Below are 22,832 nucleotides of genomic sequence, written 5' to 3'. Positions count from 1 at the left end.
GGGAAAATGTAATCTTACGCAGCGACGACCGCACCGAGAGGAATCCGGCCGTTTCGCTCCTATCTGACGTTCGACCTATTGCGGACCGGGGCTTGATTGCGCAGCAAGTTCGAGCCGCAGACGTCATGTAACTGCAGCAAATGGAACCGTCCAAGGGGCGGCAGGAGAGCGATGGCCAACATCTTGATCGTCGAGGACGACGTCAAGACGGCGCGCGAGATTGGCGCGGCGTTGGTCGATCACGGCATGACGAGTGCGCATGTGATGGACGGCGTGGAAGCGGTCCGCCAGGCACGCACGGCGCGGTACGACGCGATCATCCTCGATCGCATGCTGCCGGGCGACCTCAACGGCCTCGAAGTGCTCGCGGCGCTGCGCGGCACCGGCGTCAGCACACCAGTTCTCATCCTCAGCGCGTTGTCCGCCGTCACTGATCGGGTGCGCGGGCTGCGGACCGGCGGCGACGACTACCTCACCAAACCGTTCGACTTCATCGAACTGACCGCGCGCGTCGATGCGTTGATCCGCCGACGGGGATCGGCGCCGGGCGCGCAGGACATGGAATTGTCGGTCGGCGATCTTTACCTCGATCTGTTCCGCCGCAAGGCGAGCCGCGCGGGCGTCGAGATCGATCTGTTGCCGCGCGAATATCAATTGCTCGAACATTTCATGCGCCATCCCGGCGACGTGATGACGCGGGCGATGATATTCGAACGCGTCTGGGGCTATCGCTATGACGATCGCACCAACGTGATCGACGTCCACGTCGCAAAGTTGCGCCGCAAGCTCGACGTCAACGGATTGCCGACGATGATCGAGACGGTCCGCGGATCGGGATACCGCCTTGTTAAGTCTTAAGGAGCTTGGCGGCGCGGCGAGCTTTCGGCTCGCGGCGTTCTTCGCGGCGGTATTCGGGTCGGCGTCGCTGGCGTTCGTCACGATCATCTATCTGACGACGTCGAGCTATCTGTCCGGCAATCCCGATGAACGCATGCGATACCAGGCGCAGTCGTTCGACGGCAATTCGTCGAAGCAGATCGGCTCGTTTCTCGACCAGCACAACATCGCCGATCCGACCGGCCGCCGCCCCTTCGGTCTGTTCACCGCTGAGGGCCAGCCGCTCGGCGGCAATTTGAAGCGCCTGCCGACGCCGATGCCGCCGCTCGAACGCTTCTTCGAAACGACGGTGAGTAACGAGCACGAGAATACGTTGTACCGGTCGTTTCTTCATCGGCTGCCCGATGGCCGTCTGATCGTCGTCAGCCGTAACATCGAGGAGCTCCAGCATTTCCGGAACGAACTGCTTGAGGCTACTCTATTGGGGTTGGCGGTGATGATCGTGCTCGGGTCGGCCGGGGCGATCGCGATCGGCGTCGGATCGATCCGCCGGTTCGACGGACTGACGCGCTCGATCGAGCGGATCACGCAAGGGGATTTGAGCGGCCGACTGCCGGTGCGCGGCACCAATGACGAAACCGACCGGCTGGTCCGCGTGATCAACGCCATGCTGGAACAGATCGAGCGGTTGATGGGCGAGGTAAAGGGCGTGTGCGACAGCATCGCGCATGATCTGCGCACGCCGCTGACCCGATTGCTTGCAGGCCTCGAACGCGCCAACCGCCGCAACCTCTCCGCCGCCGAACGCAAGGCAGAGATCGATCACGCCATCGCCGAGGTCAATTTGATGCTGCGGACCTTCGCTGCGTTGTTGCGCATTTCGGAGATCGAGGACGGCGCGCGACGCGCATCGTTCCGCGAGGTCGATCTCACGCAAATCGCCGCCGACGCGGTCGAATATTACGAACCGGCGGCGGAGAGCAAGGCGATCAGGATCAGGTTCGACCCTCTCGGTTCCGACGGCGTTGCGACCACCGTCAACGGCGACATTGACTTGCTGTTCGAAGCGTTCGGCAACCTGATCGACAATGCCATCAAATACACGCCGTCCGGCGGCAACATCCGCGTCGAGCTGATCGACGGGCCGCAATTGCGCATCACCGATGACGGGCGCGGCATCGATCATCGGGATCGCGAAAAGCTGAAACTACGTTTTCAGCGCGGTAGCCAGGTCAACGGTATCCCCGGCAGCGGCCTCGGGTTGCCGTTGGTCGGTGCGATCGCGCGGTTGCACGGCATGGATCTGCGCTTCGACGACGTGGCCAACAGATGCCGCGTCGTGATGGGTCCGGCGACCATGATGACGGCCACCACGCGCCGCAAACCACGGCCCGCTAAATCCCATAGATTAAATTGATTAAATCGCCGATCGCTGGGTGCGGCGCAGCAAACGACGCATTTGTGCCATGTTGCGCCATTCATGAAATCGCGTTCACATTAAATCGATTTTAGATAGCGCATTTTGCCTTGCCGAACCGGGGCGTCCGCCATTCCCTGTCGATCGACGACGAAAAGTCGCGATGAGGAGGGGTTTATGGCCGTAAGGCTTTGTGCCGTGTTGTTGCTGGCGGGTGCCGCGATCGTCACGCCCGCATTGGCGGACGACGATATTCCACCGGTGGTCGGCGGCAAGACCTATGTCCAGCATCTGATCTCGACCGCGATGGCGCGGCACCCGGGCGTGTTGTCGATCGTGGTCGAGGGACCTCGCGATGCGGGTAAGGAGGTGCTGGTCCTCGGCTCGACGCTGGGCGCATCCCGTGTATTCGGCAAGGTCGATGCACCCGATACCACTCTCGGTGGCGCAGTCTCGCCCGACGGCAAGCGTTTCGTCGTTCGAGAACCGTTTGCCAGCAATTCCGGCCATCGCCTGGGAACCATGGCAATCAGCTTTGCCTATCGTCGTGGTTCGCCCACCAAGAACCTTGTCGCCATCGCCGACGCTATTTCGCGCGAGGTCGCGCGCGTCACGTTGAGCACGAAGAATGCGGTCGATCCCTATCCCTATGATGCGTCGTACGGGACACGCACCTATGCTCAGGCGCTGACCGAACGCACCATCCTGCGGCATCCCGAACTGCTGGTGATGATGATCCACGCAACCCCGCCGGGTAAGCCGAAGAACGTCATCATCGGGTCGAACATCGGCCGGATCGGCAAGATCGCCGACGAGGACGATCTGCGCGTGATCGATCAGGGCAGCACCAATCTGGAAATCGGCGGCGACAACGACCGTTTCGAAACCGAGCTGCCGTTGCTCGATGCGACCGGCAAGCGGATCGGCGCGCTCGGGCTCGTCTTCAACTATCGCGACGGCGACGACAAGGAAGCGATCCATCGCAAGGGGCTCTCGATCCGCGATGAGGTCGCCAAGGCGATCGCCAACAATGCCGCTCTGTTCCGGCCCTCGCGCTGACTCATTTCTCTGGAGATTTCATGCACAAGTCCGTTTCCTTCGCCCTGACGATCAGCCTCGGCCTGTCGCTCGCAGCCTGTCATCAGCCGGCCGCCGTGACCAATTCCGGCGATCAGAATCAAGTGACCGAGATCGCCGGCAACGAGCCGGGATCGGGCGGCCCGCTCACCTTCGCCGGATCGACGGAATTTCCCGGCTATACCGGCGATTTCGACCATTTCGCGATCGACGCGAAGGGCGGGCGACTGTTCCTTGCCGGTGAGGAGAGCGCCGAGCTAGAGGTTCTGGATCTCAAGACCGGCTCGGTGATCAAGCGCGTCAAAGGATATGGCACGCCGCACAGCGTGTTCTACATGCCGGCGACCAACGAGTTATTGGTGATCGACGGAGACAAGCCATCGCCGGTGCTCGACGCCGATACGTTGGCGGTCAAGCGTACTTACGACCTGCCCAAGGGCGCGGACTCGATCGGGTTCGATTCGAGCACCGGCCATCTGTGGATCGTCACCGGCGGCAAGGACGTGCCGCAAAAGGATAGCAACCTGATCGAGATCGATCCGGCGACCGGCAAGGTAATCAAGTCGGTGCATTTCGATGCCGATCACGTCGAGGCGATGGCCGTCGAGCAGAACGGGCCGTTTCTGTATATCAACGTCACCGACAAGAATGTCCTCGCCGTGGTCGACAAGGCGTCGGGTCGGATCATGAAAACCTGGCCGATCAAGGAGGCCGAACAGAACGCGCCGATCGCGATGGATGAAAAGAACCATCGCTTGTTCGTGGTGACGCGCAAGCCCGGCAAATTGCTGGTGCTCAATGCGGATAGCGGCGCCACAATCGCCGCGTTCGACGCGCCGCTCCGCACCGACGAAGTGACGTGGGATGCCGCCAATCGCCGCATCTACGTGACCGGCGGCGAGGGCTACACCAAAGTCATCGAGCAGGACGATGCGAACAAATATCGCGAGGTCGCCAAGGTGACGACGCTGCCCGGTGCGAAAACCGCGGTCGTCGATTCCGCGCAGTCGCGGCTGTGGATCGCGGCGTCGCCCGGCGAAAGCAAGGCGATGGCCAAAGTGCTTTGGTATTCGATCGCGCCACGCTGAGCGCGACAACAAAGGTCGCCGGGGAACAGAAGCCGCAGATCAGCGGCACGAGCCCGGCGACGATAGGATGGGGAGGAATGATGATGAACGCTCGCCTTTGTTCGCGTGCTGCGTTGGCCGTATCGACCGCGCTGGCCTCGGGATTACTCGCCGCCAGCCCTGCCTATGCCCAGGATAGCGCACCGGGCGGCAAGCCGGCCGACGCACAGACGACGGCGCCGGCCGACGATCAGGCTGCCCCCAGTCAGCCCGACATCGTCGTCACCGGTTCTGCCATTCCGACGCCGCCAGATCGCCTCGCGGTACCGGTGACGATCGTCGATAGTGCTTCGATCCAGAAAAGCGGCGTCGCCACCAACGTTCTCGAAATCCTGCGCAAGACCGTGCCGGCTTTTTCCGGGCGCAGTTCGACGGGCAACGCCAACGCGAACAACAACAACCAGCGGACGGCTGGCGGGTCGTCGATCCAGGTCCGCAATCTGGACACGCTGGTACTGGTCAACGGCCGTCGCGTCGCACCGAGCGCGATCTCCGGCGTCAACGGCAAGGTGTTCGTCAATGTCGCCGAGATCCCGCCCGACGCGATCGAACGGGTCGAAGTGCTGACCGACGGCGCATCGGCAATTTACGGGTCAGATGCGATCGGTGGCGTGGTCAACATCATCCTCAAGTCGAACTATCAGGGTGTGCAGGCCAATGTCCGTTACGGCGGCGCGTCGGGCTATAACGAGCGCAGCGCCGGACTTACCGCGGGCATCAATATCGCCAAGAACGTCAACATCACGGCCTCTGCCAGCTATTCCAAGTCCGACCCGCTTTATCAGAACCAGCGCCGCTTCTCGTCGCCGTTCTACTCGACCGGAACCGCCGTGCCGGGATCGATCGGCAATTTCTATCTTGCGCCCGGCGTGTCGAGCCCGACGCTGGGCGGGGGCTACGCCAGTCCGGCGACCGATCCTCAATATCTGAATGCGGGAGCGACCGTTGCAACCGCGCCCGGTACTGGGATCGGCGGGACGTATGACCTGTCGCAGTTCAATACTTTGCTGCTCGGCCAGGAGCAAACGGCCATCGCGGTAACGCTGCGCGCCGATCTGACGGGCGATGGCGCCGTGCAGTTGTTCGGCGACTTCCAGTTCGCGCGGAACGACAATTTCACGCGATTCATTCCCGTGACGCTCGGCGTGACGGTGCCGGCCGGCGCGCCGTTCAACCCGTTCACCGCCGCGACCGCGGTCACGTTCGGCAGTACGGCAAACCCGCCGACCTACAGGACTCGCGAAGACAGCTATCGCGGCACGATCGGGTTCAACGGACAGGTTGCGGCGCTCGGCAAGGGCGGCGGCTGGGAAGTCGCCTACACGCATAGCGAAAACACGATCGACCAGACGATCGCGAACATCATCTACCGCAACAATTTGCTGCCGGCGGTGACTGGCGGGTTCAACTCGGCCTGTGTCGCAACCGCGGGCGGCACGTTCAGCCGGGTGACATCGCTGGCTAGCGGGGCGGCGGTTTGCCAGCCGGCGCTCGATCCGTTCTCGCGTGCCAGCGCGGTCAATCCGGCGTCGCTCACCAACGTGCTGACCGACGAGGTCATCCATGGCCGCAGCATGATCGATACCGCCGATGCCAAGCTTACGGGCTCTTTCCTGAAATTGCCCGGCGGCCCGATCGAGTTCGCGATCGGCGGATCGTGGCGGCGGGAGAAGATTTCCGGCGCGCCAAACGCGATGAACTACGTCCACGTCGACGGCACGCTCGCGACGGCCGTCCAGAGCCTGACGCAGGGTGGCCTTATCGTCGATCCGTTCAAGGCATCTCGCACCGTCACCGCCGAATTCGCCGAATTGCGCATCCCGCTGACGAGCGACAGCACGAATATTCCCGGTTTCTACAATTTCGATATCGTCGGCGCGATCCGGCACGAAAACTATAGCGGGATCGGCAGTTCGACCGTTCCCAAGATCGGCTTCCGCTGGCAACCGATCGCGCACCAGATCACGATCCGCGGCAATTACGCCAAGTCGTTCACCGCGCCGTCGCTGTACGCGCTGGGCGGCCCGATCAACTTCCGCACCTCGCAAGGGCCGATCGGCAATGCCGGCATTCCGGGCGCGCTGAACTACACCTTCAACGCCGAGGACGGGAACAATTCGAACGTCAAACCGGCCAAATCGACCTCTTGGTCATTCGGTATCGTGCTCAAGCCCGACGCCATTCCCGGCCTGAAATTCGATGCCGAATATAACCGCGTCGATGTAGGTGGTCTGCCCGGCGGGATCGGGTTCAACAACATCTTCAGCGACGTCAATCTGAACGGGTCCAACTCGCTGTTCTACAGTAACATCGCGCTCGGCAACTTTCCCGGTCTGACCGGTGCCACCAATGCTGCGTTCGCTACCCCGGGGGCGCTCGGCACGTATCTCGCGAACGCCGCCAACGCGACCTCGCCGAACACGTTCGGTAACCTGTACGTCGTCGATCGCTTCACCAACCTGGGCATCACCAAGGTTCGCAGCCTGAACTTCACCACGAGTTACGACCTCAGTCTGGGTGGAGCGGGCACGCTCAGCTTCCTGAACCAGGCGGCGGTGCTGCTCAGCTTCCGGAATCAGGCGCTGCCGGTGACGGGCAGCACGGTCGCGCCGACCCAGCTTGCCTATCGGTTCGACGGCTACACCACGCAGGGCGGCGGGGCGCAGGGCACGTTGCCGAAGTTGCGCATGTACACCTCGCTCGACTGGTCGATGGGGCAGTGGGGACTGGGTGTGGCCAATACCTATATCGGCCCCGTGCGCGACATCGGCGCGGGCGGATCGAGCTTCTTCGTCCCCTACAACGCCGGCAACGTGCAATATATCAAGGGACACGTGGCCGCGTTCTCGTCCTGGGACTTGCGGGCGAGCTGGTCGTCGAACAAGGATCCTGTGGGTAACGGGTTCAGGCTGACCGCCGGCGTCAACAATCTGTTCGACCGGATGCCGCCGATCTCGACCAACATCAACCCTGCGGCCGGGGCGAACGCGGGCGCCACGGCATGGCGGGGCGAGAACAATACCGACATATCGACCTATGGTGCGATCGGCCGGCTGATCTACATTTCCGCTCAACTGAAGTTCTAGGATCGTCCGCCTAAAAGGGGGCGCGACAAGCGGCGGCTCCCCTGGCCGCCGCTTGTCGTCGCATCATCGCCCGAGCATGGGCGGGCCGCAGGTAAATCCGTCGCGGCACCTGCGGAACGCCCCGTCGCCTGCGTCTTATGGTTGTACCCCATGAGGAGCGGACGACATGATCGCCACGACAACCGGTCATTGGCGGATCGGCCGATGAACGTCCCCGCGCTGATCGCGACGGCTCTACTGTCGACGACGTCGCCCGGCACCGCTGCGAAAGCCAATCCCGACTTGCCTCCGGCTGTCGTCGGCGAGCAAGCGACGTCACCTGACTCCGTTGGAGGCGGGTTAAAACCCGTTCCGTCGCCAGCCGATATAAGCGGCCAGACCACGCAGCCGTCCGAGCGGCCGGTCGAAGAGGGCGACATCATCGTCGTCGCGCGAACGCGCAATCCGGCCGATCCGCTCGCAACGGTCAACGCTCAGTCGTTCGCGGCGACGGCGGCGATGGACCGGGCGATCGGCGGTCCCGCGGCGCTGGCCTACAAGCGTATCGTCCCCGATCCGATCCGGAGCGGCATCCGCAATTTCTTCTACAACCTTCACGAGCCGGTCGTGTTTTTCAACTTCGTGCTGCAGCACAAGTTCGGCAAGGCGGCCGAAACGCTCGCGCGCTTTACGATCAACACGACGGTCGGCGCCGCCGGGCTGGTCGACGTCGCGAAGCGTCGGCCGTTCGAACTGCCGCGGCGCGCCAATGGGTTCGCCGATACGTTGGGCTTTTACGGTGTGAAGCCTGGTCCGTTCTTCTATGTGCCGCTGATCGGGCCCACGACGTTGCGTGACCTGACCGCCGGTTTCATCGACCGACTGTTTCTGCCGATCCGTATCGGCAAGCCGTTTACCAGTCCGGCGTTCAACATTTCGACCGGCGTCGTGCGGGGGCTGGATCACCGCGCGGAGATCGACGGCCGTATCCGCATGTTGCGCGATAGCCCGGCGAATGACTACGACGCGGCGCGCGATTTCTATCTTAAGCGCCGCCAAGCCGAGATCGACCAGCTGCGCGGCAAACCGACTCTTCCCGATCCCGCGATCGACGAGACCGGCGCACCGCCGATGAAGCGATGATTATTTGGCGATCGGGCCGAAGCTGAACAGCCCGCGCCGATAGTTCATGACGATCGTCGTCCGCGTCGGTTTCGGTCCGATACCGAGAGCGACCGATTGAGCGGCAGGCTTCGACCATCCCAGTTTCGGGTTGCGGGAAAATCCGATCCCGTCGATCGACACGCCGAACCGATGATTGGCGTCGCGATCGTGCAGCACGCTGATCGCGTAGGTTCCGGCGGCGGGTGCGCGAATGCATAGGGTGACCGGGCCGTTCTGGGGCGTGCGGACCTCGACCCGCCGGAACACCTTGCCCGTACCGATCAGGACGTTGTCGTCGGCCAGGAAGTCGCCGTCATTTGCCGGGTAGAGTTCGACCTTCAGCAACCCGGCGCGATCGCGCAGCCCAACGACCTCGATGACGGCGGCGGGGCCGGTCTCACCGGGCCGGCATGGGGCGCCAGCCTTGCCCAAATCCGGCGTCGACGGCGGCAGCTCGCCCGTGCCCGCGAGCAACAGTAGGGCGACAGGGATCACGCCGCATTGCTCCGTTCGGTCAGGCTGGCCAGCCCGGTCGACGCGCCGACGACAAGGTGCGCGACCAGCGTCAAGCTGGTGGTAAAGGCGATCGCCGCGGAAGCGTCGGCATTCTTGCCAAGCAGCAGCATCGTCGCGGCAGCGAACAGAATGTCCTTGTTGGCGATCAACGGAAGCCGCGAGATCATCATCTTCAGCGTGGCGAGGGCGAGCCACACGCCGACGGCAATGTCGGGCAGCAGGAAATGCCACATCGCCGCCGACAGTCCGAGCGTGAGCGCGATTCTGACCATGTGGACGGTAAAAACCATCCGCAGCGCCGGCGCGGACAGCGAGAACAGGCGGCGACGAAAGACGAACGGCAACAACGAGAAGATGACGATCACCGCGACGGAAAGCTGGAACGTCGTCGCCAGCGGACCGGTCATGAATCCGGCGAGGGTCGGCGCCATGACGATCATGAGGAAGAGGGTCGCTACGTTGCCGGCGATCGCCGACATCACCGACACGTCCTTGATCGCGCCGAACGGCGACCCGGTCAGGCCGGCGTGCTGCCGCGCCCAGAAGTAGAAATGCGCTTCTCCCGAATAGCCAAACACGATCTCGTTCGCGACTTGCTTTCGCAGCAACGGGACGATCCCCCCGATGGGCAGGCCCCACAGACGTCGATAGATGACCCAGTGCGACAGCGGGACGAGCGCATAGAAACAAAGGAACGCCGGCCAGAATAATGACACACCCGGCGCGATCGACATGATCTTGACGAAATCGACGCCCTGAACGCGGATCGCGACGGCGGCGAGGATCGCGAGCGATACGACGACGCCCCCCCAATTGCGGATGATGTTGCGGCCGGTCGAGGGCGCTATCAGCATCGCGCCGATGTCACGTGGCGAGCGGTTTATGGGAACGTCGAGAGACTGCAGCATGGGGACTTTCGCGAGAGGAACCGTTTGGGGTCAGGCGGCGGAGCGCGTATCGTCGACGAGATCGGCGTATCGACTGATCGCGCGATGACGGCGGAGCGTATCGAGCGTCCTCGATATGCTCCGCCGGACGCGATCCGACCCGACATCGCCAGGATGCACGGCCAGACGCATCACGCGCGGTCCGGGGATCGACCGCACGATCGCCGCCACCGCAAGCGACGACTTTTGACGCACCGGCGTTCGCGTCGCCCAGGTTATCACCGGCGACCGTGCCAGCGTCCGGCCGCTGCCGGCGTCCCATACGCGCCAATGATCCTCGACGATGCCGATATCGGCGCTCTGCAACGCGTCGATCGCGCCTGGGCCGTACAACCATGCCGGCGCGACGAATCCCGCGACGGGCTGGCCGATAATGTCCTCGATCAGCGTGCGACCCATTGCGATACGCGTGGCCGCTTCGACACCGCTCAATCCCAGGAACTCGCCTTCCCCGGCGGTCATGTGATTGGCCTTGAGCCGTTTTATCCAACCGTCATGCCGCGACGTGTCGCGATGTTCCGATCCGTGCAGGAACATCTCGATGCCGCGATCGGCCCATTCGCGAAGACGCGTGGCAAACGGCGTGCCACGGACGATCGGCGCCTCGCCCCAGAAATTGGGGACGACCAGCATTGCCGGCGTGCGTGCGCCATGGCGTTCGAGCTGCTCCTGCAACCGATCGATCGCGCCCTCGTGGCGCGGCGATACGTCGTGGATCGACACGATCAGGCGGCGGACTTGGGGATTTTGAGAGGAGGCTTGGACCATCGCCCTTACGACGGCGCGAAAGTCGGGGACCGCAGTCCGCTGGCGGCAAATTCCTAGAAGCGTTTCGACAGCGATACGCTGAACGTCCTTGGCCGCAAGGGCGTGTATTGACGGATCGAGCCGATCGAGAACGGATTGCCGAACGCGAACGTATCCGCGCGGCCATCGAGCACGTTGTCCACATCGAGCCGAATGACCAGGCCGTCGCGATCGGCGGCGACCCCGGCCCGGCCGACGACATAGCCGGGGATGCGTCGGTCGAGCCCGGCATCGAAGCTCAGGCGCGACGCGCCGGTCAGATTGGCGGCGATCTGCGGAGAGACACGCCATTCGCCGATGCTGAAGTCGCGGCGAATATAGATGCGCGCGGCGACATCGGGCACCACCGGCAGGCGGCGGTCGGTGGGAAGGTCGCTACCATCGACGCCGCGGGTCAGCCGCGGCCGTTGCCAAGTCGCGCCGGCCTTCAGCCGCCAGCTGCCCGGTTGCCAATCCGCCGATATCTCGCCGCCGATGTTCGCCGCGGTTCCCGCGTTGCGGGTGGCGATCAGCCCCGTGGGCTCGAGATAGTCCGACTGGATATCGTGCCAGCTCGACGCGAATACGCCGCCGTCGAGCGAGAGTCGGCCGCCGTCGAGGCGCAGTCGCGTACCCAGATCGATACTCGTCACCTGATCCGCATCGTAGCGGCCTGTCTTGAGGTTGGCCTGGTCGATCCCGCCGGGGCGCAGGGCCGTGCCGACGCGCAGATATACGACGCGGTTGGCGGCGAACTGGTAGGACAGGGATGCGCTGGGCGTGACTCCCGGCAGCGATTTGCTGCGAACCGCCTGGCTGATGTCTTCCGTCCGTTCATCGTCGGTGGTGGCGCGGAAGACACGGACGCCGGTCGCGAGGCGCAGGCGTGAAGAGAGGTCGAACGATCCGTCGGCGAACAAGGCCGCTTCGGTGACCTTGCGATGGAGTTCGAAGAAGGGCGCAGCCGGCTGTGTAGCGCTGGAAAGGATCCCCGAGGCGCGCGTCACCGCGGCCAGATAGGAAGCGCCGACCACCCACGAAAAACGCGCGTCTGACGACGACGACAATCGCACTTCCTGATCGAACACGCGATAGGCGCGCAGGTCCCGATACGTGGTGGGACCGGTCGTGCCGAGAGCGGCGGCCGACACGGTCGCATCGAACAAATCGTCCTGATCCTGCCATGTTAAGCTGGTCGCGGCGGTCAGCTGCAATGTGCCGATTGGCCCGGCGATCGTGCCTTGCGTCATCCGTACGCGACCGACTCGCGGCTCGCGGATCGGAACGCTGCGGGTCAAGTCGTCGGCGTCGCGATCGACATATTGGCTGTCCCGGGCGCTCACCGATTGGAACAGGCCGGTCAGATCGACGGTCCATCCGTCGGCGGGTGCGATCCGCAGCATCGCGCGGCCGCCATAGGTCAGCGATCGGTTGGCATTGCGTTTCCCGCTAGCGTCGTCGATCCAGCCGCCGTCGGCCGCCGCATAGGCGACGACGCGCGCGGCGATCCTGTCGCTTACCAGCGGCACGTTGACCATCGCTTCGCTGTCGCCGCCCAGGCCCCCGGCGGACACCGAGGAAAAGCCGAGACTACCCTCGCCGATGGCAACGCCAAGCACCGGCCGGTTGGTAACGATCCGAAACACCCCTCCCAACGCGCCAGTCCCGTAGAGCGGGCCTTGCGGTCCCTTAAGCACTTCGACTCGCGCGATATCGACTAGTCGCAAACCGGGGTCCGGCGCGTCGTAGGTCGTGCGGCCGTCATCGACCTGGATGCTCACCGTCGATTGGCTGAACCCATTGAACGGGCTGTCCGCGATGCCGCGAATGAACAGACGGTCGCGGCCCGGCGTCGTGTTGGTCAGCGTCAGCCCCTCGGTGCCGGTAGCGACGGCGCGGCTACCGGTTTCGACGCCGGGGCGGCCATTGTCGTCGGGTACATAGACTGCGACGGGTGCTGCGACCTTCGACAGGGCTTCCGATTGTTTGCGCGCCGTGATGACGATGTCAGGTCCTACGGCATCGTCGGGCTCCGGCGCGCTGACGGTGCGAGCAAGATGCTTGCGGCGGACGATGCGATACGTCAGCTCGCCCGCCCGAACGGCGCGCAGGTCGCTACCCCGCAGCATGCGGTCGAGTGCTTCGCGCGCCGACATGCGGCCACGGACCGCGGCCGATCGCTGGCGTGGGATAGGACCATCGGTCGCGACCGAGATGCCCGTTTGCGCTGTCAGCGTTGCCAGCGCATCGGCCAGGTCGATCGCGCCGATACTGACCTGATAGCTGGTATCGCGGGCTTCGGCAGTCTGCGGGCAAAGCGCGACGCTAGCGGCCAGCGCCGCCGTCAAGCCGTATCGCATCGCGTTCCGTTCGCTTCCGCAAGTTCGCCAGTTCTGCCAAGGCGTTGGTCATCGCATCGCCACTGCCCGTCGCGAGTACGCCCGAGAAGCGCCGCTTGGCAATGGCGGGATCGATCGTCACCGGGCTGCCCGTGAACCGCGCGATATCGGCGACGACGAGACCCAGCGGGACGTCGTCATAGGTCATTCGGCCGTTGCGCCATCCGCTCGACGGACGCGCGCCGAGCGGCGCCAGCGTCGGCGCGGACTGGGGATCGACTGCCGTAAGCACGTTCCCGGCGGACACTTCGACCTCGCCACCGGCGGTCAACGAGCGAACCGCGACCCGCCCCTGGGTGACCGCGACGCGCAACATCCCACCGCTTGTCGAGACATCGAAGCGCGTGCCGATATCGCGGATCGCATAGCCACCAGCGCGGATCTCGACCGATCGCGTCGGGTCGTGGCGAATGTCGAACGTCGCATTGCCTTCCATCGCGATCGGATCGCCCGTCTTGGCGGGTATGCGCAACACGCTGCCCGGCGCCATCGCGGCCGACGATCCGTCGGCGAGCTGGACGTCGCGACCTTGTCCTTGGGCGGTTCGATAGACGGTCAGTGGCGGCGTGGAACCGTTGGACAGGAAGAAGAGGCCAGCCACTGCCGCCGCAGCGACCGCCGATCCGGCCGTCGCCCATCGCGCGGATCTGCGCCAACGTGGTCTAGCAGACTGAATTTCCACAGATTGCGGGCGCCGAAGGATGGGGAGGGCCGCGTCGATCCGCGCGTCCAGCAAAGCGATGGCGTCGTACGCGGTGCGATGGCGCGGGTCTTCCTCCAGCCAGCGCGTGAACCCGTCCCAGTCCATCGCGTCGTCATGCTGCGCCGCGTGCCAGCGCGCCGCCGCTTCGTCGATGTCGTCCGGTTCCTCGTTCATACCACATCCCCCGGTGCGCCTGCCCCGGCGAGCCGTCGCTGTTGTCTGCTATGACGGTACGCCATCGCCATACCTCAGTCCGCCATCGCGCGACGCAGGTGCGCCATCGCGACCGCGATATGCTTTTCGACACCGCTCCGGGTAATGCCGAGCCTTGACGCGATCTCGGCGTGCGGCATCCCGTCGAGCTTGTGCAGTCGGAATACCGCGCCAGCCTTGGCCGGCAGCGCGGCGATGGCGGCGGATAGTTTGACCGCATCCTCTCGCGCCAGCATCGCGGCTTCGGCATTGGGCATGAAATCGACCGGCTCGGCGAAAGACGGATCGCGCTGGGTCGCGGCCCATTCGCCATCGCGCCGCTGTCGGGACGCGCGGGCGCGAACCGCATCGAGCGCGAGATTCTGGGCGGCGCGGTAGAGATAGGCCCGGGGATTGGCGATCGGACCGCTGTCACCCGCGCTGGCGCGGATCCACAATTCCTGTAGCGCGTCTTCCGCCTCCGATACGTCGCCCAAGCGCGCGATCAGAAAGCGGCGTAGCTCTCCGCGGAGTTCGGCATAGACGCCGGTCAGTCCGGAAAGCTGATCTGTAACGGCATCGAATCCCGACAGGTTTGAAGTGCGCCTGTGCCTCGACCCGTATGCCTGCGCAATAGGCCGGTACGTAGGATTTTCGCGAAAATGCTGCGGTTTTGCCCGGACGCTCCGTCGTCGCAGTAGAGCGAAAAATTGTCGCCGGATCGGGAAGACATCGATGAGAATAGTGGACGTCTGCGCTTTTTACACGCCGGCCGGCGGAGGAGTGAAAACCTATATCGATCGCAAGTTGGCGATCGCGCCGCGCTTGGGTCACGAAACCATCGTGATCGCGCCTGGCGCCACCGATTCGGTGATCGAACATCGACCGGGCGCGATCGTCGCCACGATCGCGTCGCCGCGTTTTCCGCTCGACCGCCGCTATCGTTATTTTGCCGACGAGGAGAAATTACACCGGACGTTGTCGATGTGGCGGCCCGACGTCGTCGAAGCTTCGTCTCCCTGGTCGAGCGCTTCGATGGTGGGCCGGTGGCAGGGCTCGGCCACGCGTGCGCTCGTCATGCATTGCGACCCGCTGTCGGCATATGCGTATCGCTGGTTCGGCGGCGTCGCGGGCATCGCGACGATCGATCGCGGGTTCGACCGCTTCTGGCGGCACTTGCGCCAGCTCGATGCGCAGTTCGACGCCGTGATCTGCGCGAGCGACCAGCTGACGCACCGGCTGCGACAAGGCGGCGTCCATGGCGCACGAACGGTGCGAATGGGGGTGCAGGATGGTTTGTTTTCGCCGACGCGTCGCGACCTCGCCGTGCGACGGCGAACGCTCGAACTTTGTGGGCTGCGCTCCAACGCGATGCTGATGTTGGGCGTCGGTCGATATTCACCTGAGAAGCGTTGGGCGATGGTTATCGAGGCGGCGATTTCGGCAAGTACCGTCAAGCCGATCGGATTGCTGCTCGTCGGCGAGGGACGGAGCCGGAGCGCGCTGATCGCTGCCGCTTCCGGTTCTCCACATGTCGTGGTGGGGGCAAAAATTCGCGACCGATCAATTCTCGCAACGATACTGGCGAGTAGCGATGTACTGATCCATGGTTGTGAAGCCGAAACTTTCTGCATGGTGGCAGCAGAGGCGCGTGCCAGTGGCCTGCCCGTCATAGTTCCGGACCGCGGCGGCGCTTCCGATCACGGTGATGGCGCGCCGAACCTGCGATATCGCGCTGCGAACGTGGGTGCTCTGCGTGATGCTATGATTACTTTCGCCGGACGCGCTGGCATGGAAAATAACTCTCGGGAAACTCTGCCGATCCGAACTATGGACGATCACTTTGCGGAACTTTTCCGCCTGTATTGCGCCGCTGCGGAGCCCGTGCGGCTTGCTGCCTGATCTACGTCGTCCCGAAAGGCGGATATTCATCGATATCGCCGACGAAGGTCGGTATAGATAGCCGTTCCTTTGTGGCGAGCAAATCAGCATCGCTGCGCGTCGTCGCTCGTGTCATACTTTGCATGTTACGACTTTTGCGCTTTCGATTGTCTAAACGATGAAGTGGAGATTCGTCGTGAAATGCCAGCCGTTCGATTGTGAATGATTCGGATCTCACGGTGTCCAAGGCAAGCGGCGTTGCCTTTTCAAGGCGGCGTTGCCTTGCAGAGCGAACAGTCTCGTCGATAGACATCATCACGCTTAAATTATAGCGATCGCGAAAGGTGGTTTGGGGGAAGCATGCCGTATCGTCGCGCTTGGCTGTTTATCGTTGCGCTGATCGCAGCGACCGTGTTCGCGTTCTGGCGCAGTTATTTCGGAATATTTGCCCGCGCCCCCGCTGGGTTTCATATTCACGGCCTCACCGCTTCGCTGTGGATGCTTCTACTTCTTGCGCAAAGTTGGACCGTAGATCGACGCCAATTCGTCGCGCATCGGATCTTGGGGCGGGCTACGTTTGTGGCCATCCCATTGTTTGGCGCTGGCGCGATGGGTGTCATTCACTCGATGGCCGCCAGCACAGTCGATGGGGATCCGTTCTACGCTTTGTGGGGTGCTCGTCTCGGCCTCTTGGATCTGCTCGCATTTGGCGCTGTGTTGTACGCGGCAGGCATGGCGCTTCGGCACCGTCGTAACGTGCGCCTACACGCCGCTTACATGTTATCGACTGCGTTGCCGCTGGTCAGCCCGGTATTAGGCCGCGTGATCAATCAGACCGTGCCAGGGCTCGTCATCCATGGTCCACAAGACTTTCCTGTGTTTGGACTAGGAGCGCAGCTGGCCAACCTTATCGCTGGCGGCATCGCGCTATGGTTATGGCGGTGGAATCGATCGGCTGGCCGTCCGTGGGCAGTCGCATTCGGTGTAGTGGTCGCTCAGATTGTGAGCTTCGAAACGCTGGCGACCGGTGACGTTTGGCACGGAGCGTTTGAGGCGATTGGCTCGCTACCCCTTACCGTTCCTCTGGCGCTCGGGTTCGGAGCGGGGGTAGTTACAGTGCTCATTGGTTGGAATGCCCAGGCGGGGCGAAGGGCGGCACAGCCGGCGACGGCTTGAGGCGAGGTCTGGCCCCATGCCCGTCAGACAGCGTGCGAAGAGACCTCGTCGTAAGGTCCGAAACGCACCCCATAGTCAGTCGCTCCACGGGCTTTATCGGGTTGCCGAAAGCGGTCGTTGTGTCAGGCAGTCGGAGGCAGATTGTCTAGGTATTTGTCCAGGGTGACCGGATAGTCGCGCACGCGCACGCCGGTCGCGTTGTAGACGGCATTGGCCACGGCCGCGCCGACCCCGCACAGCCCGAGTTCGCCGACGCCCTTCGCCTTCATAGGCGACGCGATCGAATCCTCCTCGTCGAGGAAGATCACCTCCTGGTGCGGAACGTCGGCATGGACCGGGACTTCGTAACCGGCGAGGTCGTGGTTGACGAAGAAGCCAAAGCGCTTGTCGACCGCGAGTTCCTCCATCAGCGCCGCGCCGAGCCCCATCGTCATCGCCCCGATCACCTGGCTGCGCGCTGCCTTTGGGTTGAGGATGCGCCCGGCGGCGCACACCGCCAGCATCCGCCGCACGCGGATTTCGCCGGTCGCCGCGTCGACGGCGGCCTCGACGAAATGGCCGGCGAAGGTCGATTGCTGGTATTTCTTGTCGAGGTCGCCGAACTCGATCGCGTCCTCGCCGGTCAACGGGCCGTCCTTCGACGCGTCGGTGAGGGGGACGCTGCGATTGCCCGCGCGGACCTTGCCGCCGGCGAAGGTGCAATCGGTCGTGTTGAACCCGAGCTTCTGCGCCACCGCTTCGCGAAGTTTGACGCACGCCGCATAGACGCCCGAGGTCGAGTTGGCCGCGCCGAACTGGCCGCCCGATCCGCACGCGACCGGGAAGTCGCTGTCGCCGAGCCGGACATCGACACGGTCGAGCGGCACGCCCATCGTCTCCGCCGCGGTCTGTGCGATGATCGTGTAACTGCCGGTGCCGATATCGGTCATGTCGGTCTCGACCGTCAGCCGCCCGTCGCGTTCCAGCCGCACCCGCGCCGCCGACTTGAACGGAATGTGGTTGCGGATCGCCGCCGCCATGCCGAGCCCGACCAGCCAGCGCCCGTCGCGCACGGTAGCCGGCTTGGCCTTGCGCTTGTTCCAGCCGAATTTGTCGGCGCCGAGTTCCAGGCACTTGGCGAACTGGCGCTGAGAAAAGGGGCGGGTCGGCTTTTCGGGATCGACCTGGGTGTCGTTCTTGATGCGGAAGTCGACGGGATCCATGCCGAGCTTTTCGGCCATTTCGTCCATCGCGATTTCCAGCGCCATCAGCCCGGGCGCCTCGCCCGGCGCGCGCATCGCATTGCCTTCGGGCAGGTCGAGGACCGCGAGCCGCATCGCGGTCATTCGGTTGGCGCCGGCATAGAGCAAGCGCGTCTGGCCGACCGCGGTCTCGGGCGATCCGTTGGGTAAGTCTCCCGACCAGCTTTCATGCCCGATCGCGGTGATCGTGCCGTCTTTTGTCGCGCCGATCCGGATTCGCTGGATCGTCGCCGGGCGGTGCGTCGTGTTGTTGAACATCATCGGCCGAGTCAGCGCGACCTTGACCGGTCTGCCCACAGCTTTCGCGCCCAAGGCCGCCAGGATCGCGTCGGCGCGGACGAACAACTTACCGCCGAACCCGCCACCGACATAGGGCGACACGATCCGCACCTGGTCCTTCTTGAGGCCGAGCGTCTTGGCGACGTCGCCGCGGCTCCATGCGATCATCTGGTTGGAGGTGTAGATCGTCAGCTTGTCGCCTTCCCATAGAGCGGTGCTGGCGTGCGGCTCCATCATCGCATGGCCGTGATCGGGCGTTGTATAGGTCGCGTCGAGAGTGACCGGCGCGCTCGCGAAGGCGCCCACGAAATCGCCGACCTTGGTCTCGGGATCGCCGTTGAACCCGCCGCCGGGAGCGAGTGGTGCCGTATCCTTCGCCGCGGCGAGATCGAACGCGCCCTTGTCGCGTGTATAATCGATGCGAACCAGGGCAGCGGCGGCGCGCGCCTGTTCGAACGTGTCGGCGACGACCAGAGCGACCGCCTGGTGATAATGTTCGATCGTCGGCCCGCCGAGCAGATGCGCGGTGTTGAAATTGCCCTTGTCGAGCTTGCCGGCGCTGTCGGCGGTGACGATCGCGCGCACGCCTGGCGCGGCCTTGGCGGCGGTGAGGTCGATCGACGCGATCCGGCCCTTGGCGATCGCCGATCCGACGACGAAGCCATAGGCGGGATTCGGAACGACATCGTGCCACTCGTACGCATAAGGCGCGGTGCCGGTGGTCTTGAGCGGGCCCTCGATCCGGTCGGTGGCGCGGCCGACGATCTTGAGCTGGTCGATCGGGTTGGTGGCGACGGGCGTATCGTATTTCATGCCTTTGCCTCCGCCAGCACGCTGCCGAGCGTTCGTTCGACAAGCGTGAGCTTGAACCTGTTATCCGCTGTCGGGCGCGCGCCGGCGAGCAACTCGCCCGCCACCGCTTTCGCGCCCCTCGGCAGCGCTGCTTCGGCCGCCTCGACGCGCCAGGGCCGAGGCGCGACGCCGCCCACCGCGACGCGGCCGCAGCCTTCCTTGCCGACCACCGCCGCGACCGACACCAGCGCGAAGGCGTAGGACGCGCGGTCGCGGACCTTGTGGTAGATGTGCGTACCGCCGATCGGCCGGGGCAGGGTCACCGCGGTGATCAGCTCGCCGCGCTCGAGCGCGGTTTCGACTTGCGGCGTATCGCCGGGCAACCGGTAGAAATCGGCGATCGCGATCTTGCGCGCGGTGCCATCGGCGCGGACCGTCTCGACGTCGGCGTCGAGCACGCGCATCGCCACCGCCATGTCGCTGGGATGCGTCGCAATGCACGCGTCGCTGGTGCCGATCACGCCGAGCTGGCGGCTGAACCCGCCGATCGCCGCACAGCCCGATCCCGGCGAACGTTTGTTGCACGCCTGGTTGGTGTCGTAGAAATACGGGCAGCGCGTGCGCTGGAGCAGATTGCCCGCAGTCGTCGCCTTGTTGCGCAATTGTCCCGACGCGCCCGCCAGCAGCGCGCGCGACAGCACGGCGTAATCGCGTCGCACGCGCGCATCGGCGGCGAGCGCGGTATTGCGGACCAGCGCGCCGATGCGGAGACCGCCATCAGGGGTCGCTTCGATCTTATCGAAGCTCAGGCCGTTGACGTCGATCAGATGCGTCGGCGCCTCGATCTGTAGCTTCATCAGGTCGAGCAGGTTGGTGCCGCCGGCGATGAACTTTGCGCCGGGAGTTGTCGCTGCCTTGGCTGCGGCGGCGGGGGAAGCGGCCCGCTCGTAGCTGAACGCCTTCATGCCGCCCCTCCCGCGACGTCGGCCATCGCCTCGGCGATGTTCGAATAGGCGCCGCAGCGACAGATATTGCCGCTCATCCGCTCGCGCATTTCCATGTTGGTCGCTTTGGGCGGCTCGGTCAGGCTGGCGGATACGTGGCTGGGAATGCCGCGCTTGATTTCGTCGAGCACCGCCACCGCCGAACAGATCTGGCCCGGCGTGCAATAGCCGCACTGATAGCCGTCGTGGCGGACGAACGCGGCCTGCATCGGGTGGAGCTTGCCGGGCGTGCCGAGCCCCTCGATCGTCGTGATTTTGTCGCCGTCGTGCATCACCGCGAGCGTCAAGCACGAATTGATCCGCACCCCATCGACCAGCACGGTGCACGCCCCGCACTGGCCGTGGTCGCAGCCCTTCTTGGTGCCTGTCAGGTCGAGATGCTCGCGCAACGCATCCAGCAGGGTCGTGCGCGTGTCGAGCGTTAGCGAGCGCGGTTTGCCGTTCACCGTGAACGACACTTTTTCGGTATGTACCGGTGGGGACATGTTCACCTTCGCTTCGGCAGGGTTCGCGACGACGGAAGTCGCCACGGTGACCGCGGCGGCGCCGGCCAGCATCTCGCGACGCGAGGGATGGGGATCGGTGGAAACGTCCATGGCGACGCGCTCCTTGTCCTGCCTGTTTCCATCAGCGTAGCAGCGTCACCGGCGCGCCACCAAGCCCTATCGATGAAAGCATCGCTGGCGGGTTCGTTCCACGCCGCTTATCGTTGGCTCATGCAGGATCATCACAGCGTTCTGGCGGCGTATCGGGAGTGGCGCGGGGGTCCGATGGCGCTGGCGACGGTGGTATCGACCTGGGGATCGGCGCCGCGCCCGCGCGGCAGCCACATGCTCGTCCATGGCGACGGGCGCTTCGCCGGGTCGGTGTCGGGCGGCTGCGTCGAGGGCGATGTGCTGGCGCTGGCGGGCGAGGTGATCGCGAGTGGTCGGTTCGAGCGGCGCAGCTACGGCGTGTCCGACGCGTCGGCGTTCGACGCCGGATTGCCGTGCGGCGGGACGATTGAGGTGATGGTGCAACCGGTCGCTACGGGCGGATTTGCGCCGGCCTTGCTCGACCAGATCGTCGCGGGTCGGGCGGAGGGACGGACGATCGCCATCGCGACCGATCTGGCGACGGGCGAAAGCACGGTCGCCGCGTCCGACGATGGCGACGCGTTCGTCAATCGCTACACGCCGCAGCGGCGGCTGTTCATCGTCGGCGCGGTGCAGATCGCGCAGAGCCTGGCGGCGATCGCGCGCAGCCTCGATATCGTGCCGGTGGTGATCGATCCGCGCGGACGCTTTCTGACCGAACAGCGCTTTCCCGACACCGCGCTCGACGATCGCTGGCCCGACGAGGCGATCACGGCGGGCAAGCCCGATATGGCGAGCGCGGTCGTCACTCTCAGCCACGATCCCAAGATCGACGACCCCGCGCTGATCGCCGCGCTGGCGCATCCCACCGGCTATGTCGCGGCGTTGGGGTCGCGGCGTAGCCATGCCGCGCGGCGCGAGCGGCTGGCGGCGGCGGGCGTCGCGGCGGCCGACCTCGACCGGATCGAGGGGCCGGCTGGAATCGATATTGGCGCGATCGGCGCGGCGGAGATCGCGCTGTCCGTGGCCGCCGGGATGGTCGCGGCGTGGCACCGCCAGGCCGCATGAGCGTCGCCGCCGTCCTGCTCGCCGCCGGCCTTTCGCGTCGGTTCGGCGACGAGGACAAGCTACAGATGCTACTCGATGGCATGCCGCTGGGGCTGCACGCGGCGCGGACGTTGTCGGCGTTGCCGCTCGATCACCGGATCGTCGTCACCCGACAAAACTCGCTCGACTGGCCGGACTTTACGAGGGTGATCAACTATCAGCCCGAAATCGGCATGGGGCATTCGCTCGCACTGGGCGTGCGGTCGGCCTGTCAGATGGGCGCGGACGCCGTACTTGTGGCACTGGCCGATATGCCATTCGTCCCTCTGGAACATTTCGCGGCTCTGTTGGCACGCCATCGTGGTGCCGCCAGCGTCATCGCATCCAGCAGCGGCACCCAGCGCATGCCGCCAGCATTGTTCGGGAGGGACTGGTTCGAGCGGCTAGAAAGTCTGACAGGAGACGCCGGCGCCAGGACGTTGTTGACCGATGCAGATACAGTCGCCGCCAAGGGTGCAGAATTGGTCGATATCGACAGCGCGGGCGACCTAACGGGTCGCTAGGCCGGCACAGTGTAACCCTCTCTGGTAGCTGGATGAGCCGCAAG

The 22,832-nt window shown here is 64.6% G+C and carries 20 protein-coding genes; 10 read left to right on the top strand and 10 right to left on the bottom strand.

All coding sequences use genetic code 11. From position 1 onward, the window contains the following. The first annotated feature begins 171 nt into the window (after nt 1-171). The 6 genes from FPZ24_RS10800 to FPZ24_RS10775 all read left to right on the top strand — a co-directional run bounded on the left by FPZ24_RS10800 (nt 172) and on the right by FPZ24_RS10775 (nt 8,666). Entirely contained in the window at nt 172-858 is a 687-nt protein-coding gene (locus tag FPZ24_RS10800) for a response regulator transcription factor (protein ID WP_146571878.1), read from the top strand. After that, on the top strand, nt 845-2,254 hold the full coding sequence (locus FPZ24_RS10795) for a HAMP domain-containing sensor histidine kinase (RefSeq protein WP_146571876.1): 1,410 nt from the start codon (nt 845-847) through the stop codon (nt 2,252-2,254). The genes FPZ24_RS10800 and FPZ24_RS10795 overlap by 14 nt, the downstream gene beginning before the upstream one ends. 177 nt (nt 2,255-2,431) lie before the next feature. After that, on the top strand, nt 2,432-3,313 hold the full coding sequence (locus FPZ24_RS10790; RefSeq protein ID WP_146571874.1) for a hypothetical protein: 882 nt from the start codon (nt 2,432-2,434) through the stop codon (nt 3,311-3,313). Nucleotides 3,314-3,333: 20 nt separating this feature from the next. Next, the gene (locus tag FPZ24_RS10785) at nt 3,334-4,419 is read left to right on the top strand and encodes a YncE family protein (protein WP_146571872.1); all 1,086 of its coding nucleotides are present in this window, start codon (nt 3,334-3,336) and stop codon (nt 4,417-4,419) included. A gap of 83 nt (nt 4,420-4,502) precedes the next feature. Then, a complete protein-coding gene (locus tag FPZ24_RS10780) occupies nt 4,503-7,544 on the top strand; it encodes a TonB-dependent receptor domain-containing protein (protein ID WP_186728757.1) in 3,042 nt (1,013 codons plus the stop codon). A 204-nt stretch (nt 7,545-7,748) separates the two neighbouring features. Next, nucleotides 7,749-8,666 carry an MlaA family lipoprotein gene (locus FPZ24_RS10775; RefSeq protein WP_146571868.1) on the top strand — a complete coding sequence of 306 codons (918 nt, stop codon included), beginning with the start codon at nt 7,749-7,751 and terminating at the stop codon, nt 8,664-8,666. Here FPZ24_RS10775 and FPZ24_RS10770 read toward each other — a convergent pair whose 3' ends face one another. The 6 genes from FPZ24_RS10770 to FPZ24_RS10745 all read right to left on the bottom strand — a co-directional run bounded on the left by FPZ24_RS10770 (nt 8,667) and on the right by FPZ24_RS10745 (nt 14,727). Beyond that, nucleotides 8,667-9,179, bottom strand: coding sequence for a DUF2141 domain-containing protein (locus tag FPZ24_RS10770; RefSeq protein WP_146574393.1), 513 nt, complete (start codon nt 9,177-9,179; stop codon nt 8,667-8,669). It lies immediately after the preceding gene. Beyond that, complete coding sequence (locus FPZ24_RS10765; protein ID WP_146571866.1) at nt 9,179-10,111, bottom strand: hypothetical protein; 933 nt, start codon at nt 10,109-10,111, stop codon at nt 9,179-9,181. The genes FPZ24_RS10770 and FPZ24_RS10765 overlap by 1 nt, the downstream gene beginning before the upstream one ends. Before the next feature lie 30 nt (nt 10,112-10,141). Beyond that, on the bottom strand, nt 10,142-10,918 hold the full coding sequence (locus tag FPZ24_RS10760) for a DUF2334 domain-containing protein (RefSeq protein ID WP_146571863.1): 777 nt from the start codon (nt 10,916-10,918) through the stop codon (nt 10,142-10,144). 53 nt (nt 10,919-10,971) lie between these two features. Next, nucleotides 10,972-13,296, bottom strand: coding sequence for a TonB-dependent receptor (locus FPZ24_RS10755; protein WP_146571861.1), 2,325 nt, complete (start codon nt 13,294-13,296; stop codon nt 10,972-10,974). Then, nucleotides 13,262-14,212: a FecR family protein gene (locus tag FPZ24_RS10750; protein ID WP_146571860.1), complete on the bottom strand. Its 951-nt coding sequence runs from the start codon at nt 14,210-14,212 to the stop codon at nt 13,262-13,264. Before FPZ24_RS10750 ends, FPZ24_RS10755 begins: the two co-directional genes overlap by 35 nt. 74 nt (nt 14,213-14,286) lie before the next feature. Continuing rightward, complete coding sequence (locus tag FPZ24_RS10745) at nt 14,287-14,727, bottom strand: RNA polymerase sigma factor (protein WP_240047424.1); 441 nt, start codon at nt 14,725-14,727, stop codon at nt 14,287-14,289. Nucleotides 14,728-14,965: 238 nt separating this feature from the next. Here FPZ24_RS10745 and FPZ24_RS10740 point away from each other — a divergent pair, with 238 nt between their 5' ends. Further along, nucleotides 14,966-16,132 (top strand): glycosyltransferase, encoded by a 1,167-nt coding sequence (locus tag FPZ24_RS10740; protein WP_146574391.1) that lies wholly within the window; start codon nt 14,966-14,968, stop codon nt 16,130-16,132. 1 nt (nt 16,133) lies between these two features. Here the strand turns inward: FPZ24_RS10740 and FPZ24_RS10735 are convergent, their stop codons facing one another. Continuing rightward, nucleotides 16,134-16,424, bottom strand: a complete 291-nt coding sequence (locus FPZ24_RS10735; protein ID WP_186728755.1) for a hypothetical protein — start codon at nt 16,422-16,424, stop codon at nt 16,134-16,136. A 47-nt stretch (nt 16,425-16,471) separates the two neighbouring features. Here FPZ24_RS10735 and FPZ24_RS10730 point away from each other — a divergent pair, with 47 nt between their 5' ends. Continuing rightward, complete coding sequence (locus tag FPZ24_RS10730; protein WP_146571854.1) at nt 16,472-17,287, top strand: hypothetical protein; 816 nt, start codon at nt 16,472-16,474, stop codon at nt 17,285-17,287. 122 nt (nt 17,288-17,409) lie between these two features. On the opposite strand, the gene paoC is transcribed toward FPZ24_RS10730, so the two are convergent. The 3 genes from paoC to paoA are packed head-to-tail and all read right to left on the bottom strand — an operon-like array spanning nt 17,410 to nt 21,199. Beyond that, on the bottom strand, nt 17,410-19,620 hold the full coding sequence (gene paoC / locus FPZ24_RS10725; RefSeq protein WP_146571851.1) for an aldehyde oxidoreductase molybdenum-binding subunit PaoC: 2,211 nt from the start codon (nt 19,618-19,620) through the stop codon (nt 17,410-17,412). Then, on the bottom strand, nt 19,617-20,564 hold the full coding sequence (locus FPZ24_RS10720; RefSeq protein WP_146571849.1) for an FAD binding domain-containing protein: 948 nt from the start codon (nt 20,562-20,564) through the stop codon (nt 19,617-19,619). The genes paoC and FPZ24_RS10720 overlap by 4 nt, the downstream gene beginning before the upstream one ends. Continuing rightward, a complete protein-coding gene (paoA, locus tag FPZ24_RS10715) occupies nt 20,561-21,199 on the bottom strand; it encodes an aldehyde dehydrogenase iron-sulfur subunit PaoA (protein WP_146571847.1) in 639 nt (212 codons plus the stop codon). The genes FPZ24_RS10720 and paoA overlap by 4 nt, the downstream gene beginning before the upstream one ends. Before the next feature lie 120 nt (nt 21,200-21,319). On the opposite strand from paoA, the gene FPZ24_RS10710 reads away from it, so the two are divergent. Both FPZ24_RS10710 and FPZ24_RS10705 read left to right on the top strand, forming a co-directional pair. Next, on the top strand, nt 21,320-22,246 hold the full coding sequence (locus tag FPZ24_RS10710; RefSeq protein ID WP_146574389.1) for an XdhC family protein: 927 nt from the start codon (nt 21,320-21,322) through the stop codon (nt 22,244-22,246). Then, entirely contained in the window at nt 22,243-22,788 is a 546-nt protein-coding gene (locus FPZ24_RS10705) for a nucleotidyltransferase family protein (RefSeq protein WP_146571845.1), read from the top strand. The genes FPZ24_RS10710 and FPZ24_RS10705 overlap by 4 nt, the downstream gene beginning before the upstream one ends. The last annotated feature ends 44 nt before the right edge of the window (nt 22,789-22,832 follow it).

Source organism: Sphingomonas panacisoli (assembly GCF_007859635.1).
Taxonomy (GTDB): domain Bacteria; phylum Pseudomonadota; class Alphaproteobacteria; order Sphingomonadales; family Sphingomonadaceae; genus Sphingomonas; species Sphingomonas panacisoli.
This window is presented reverse-complemented; position numbering and strand designations above follow the sequence as displayed.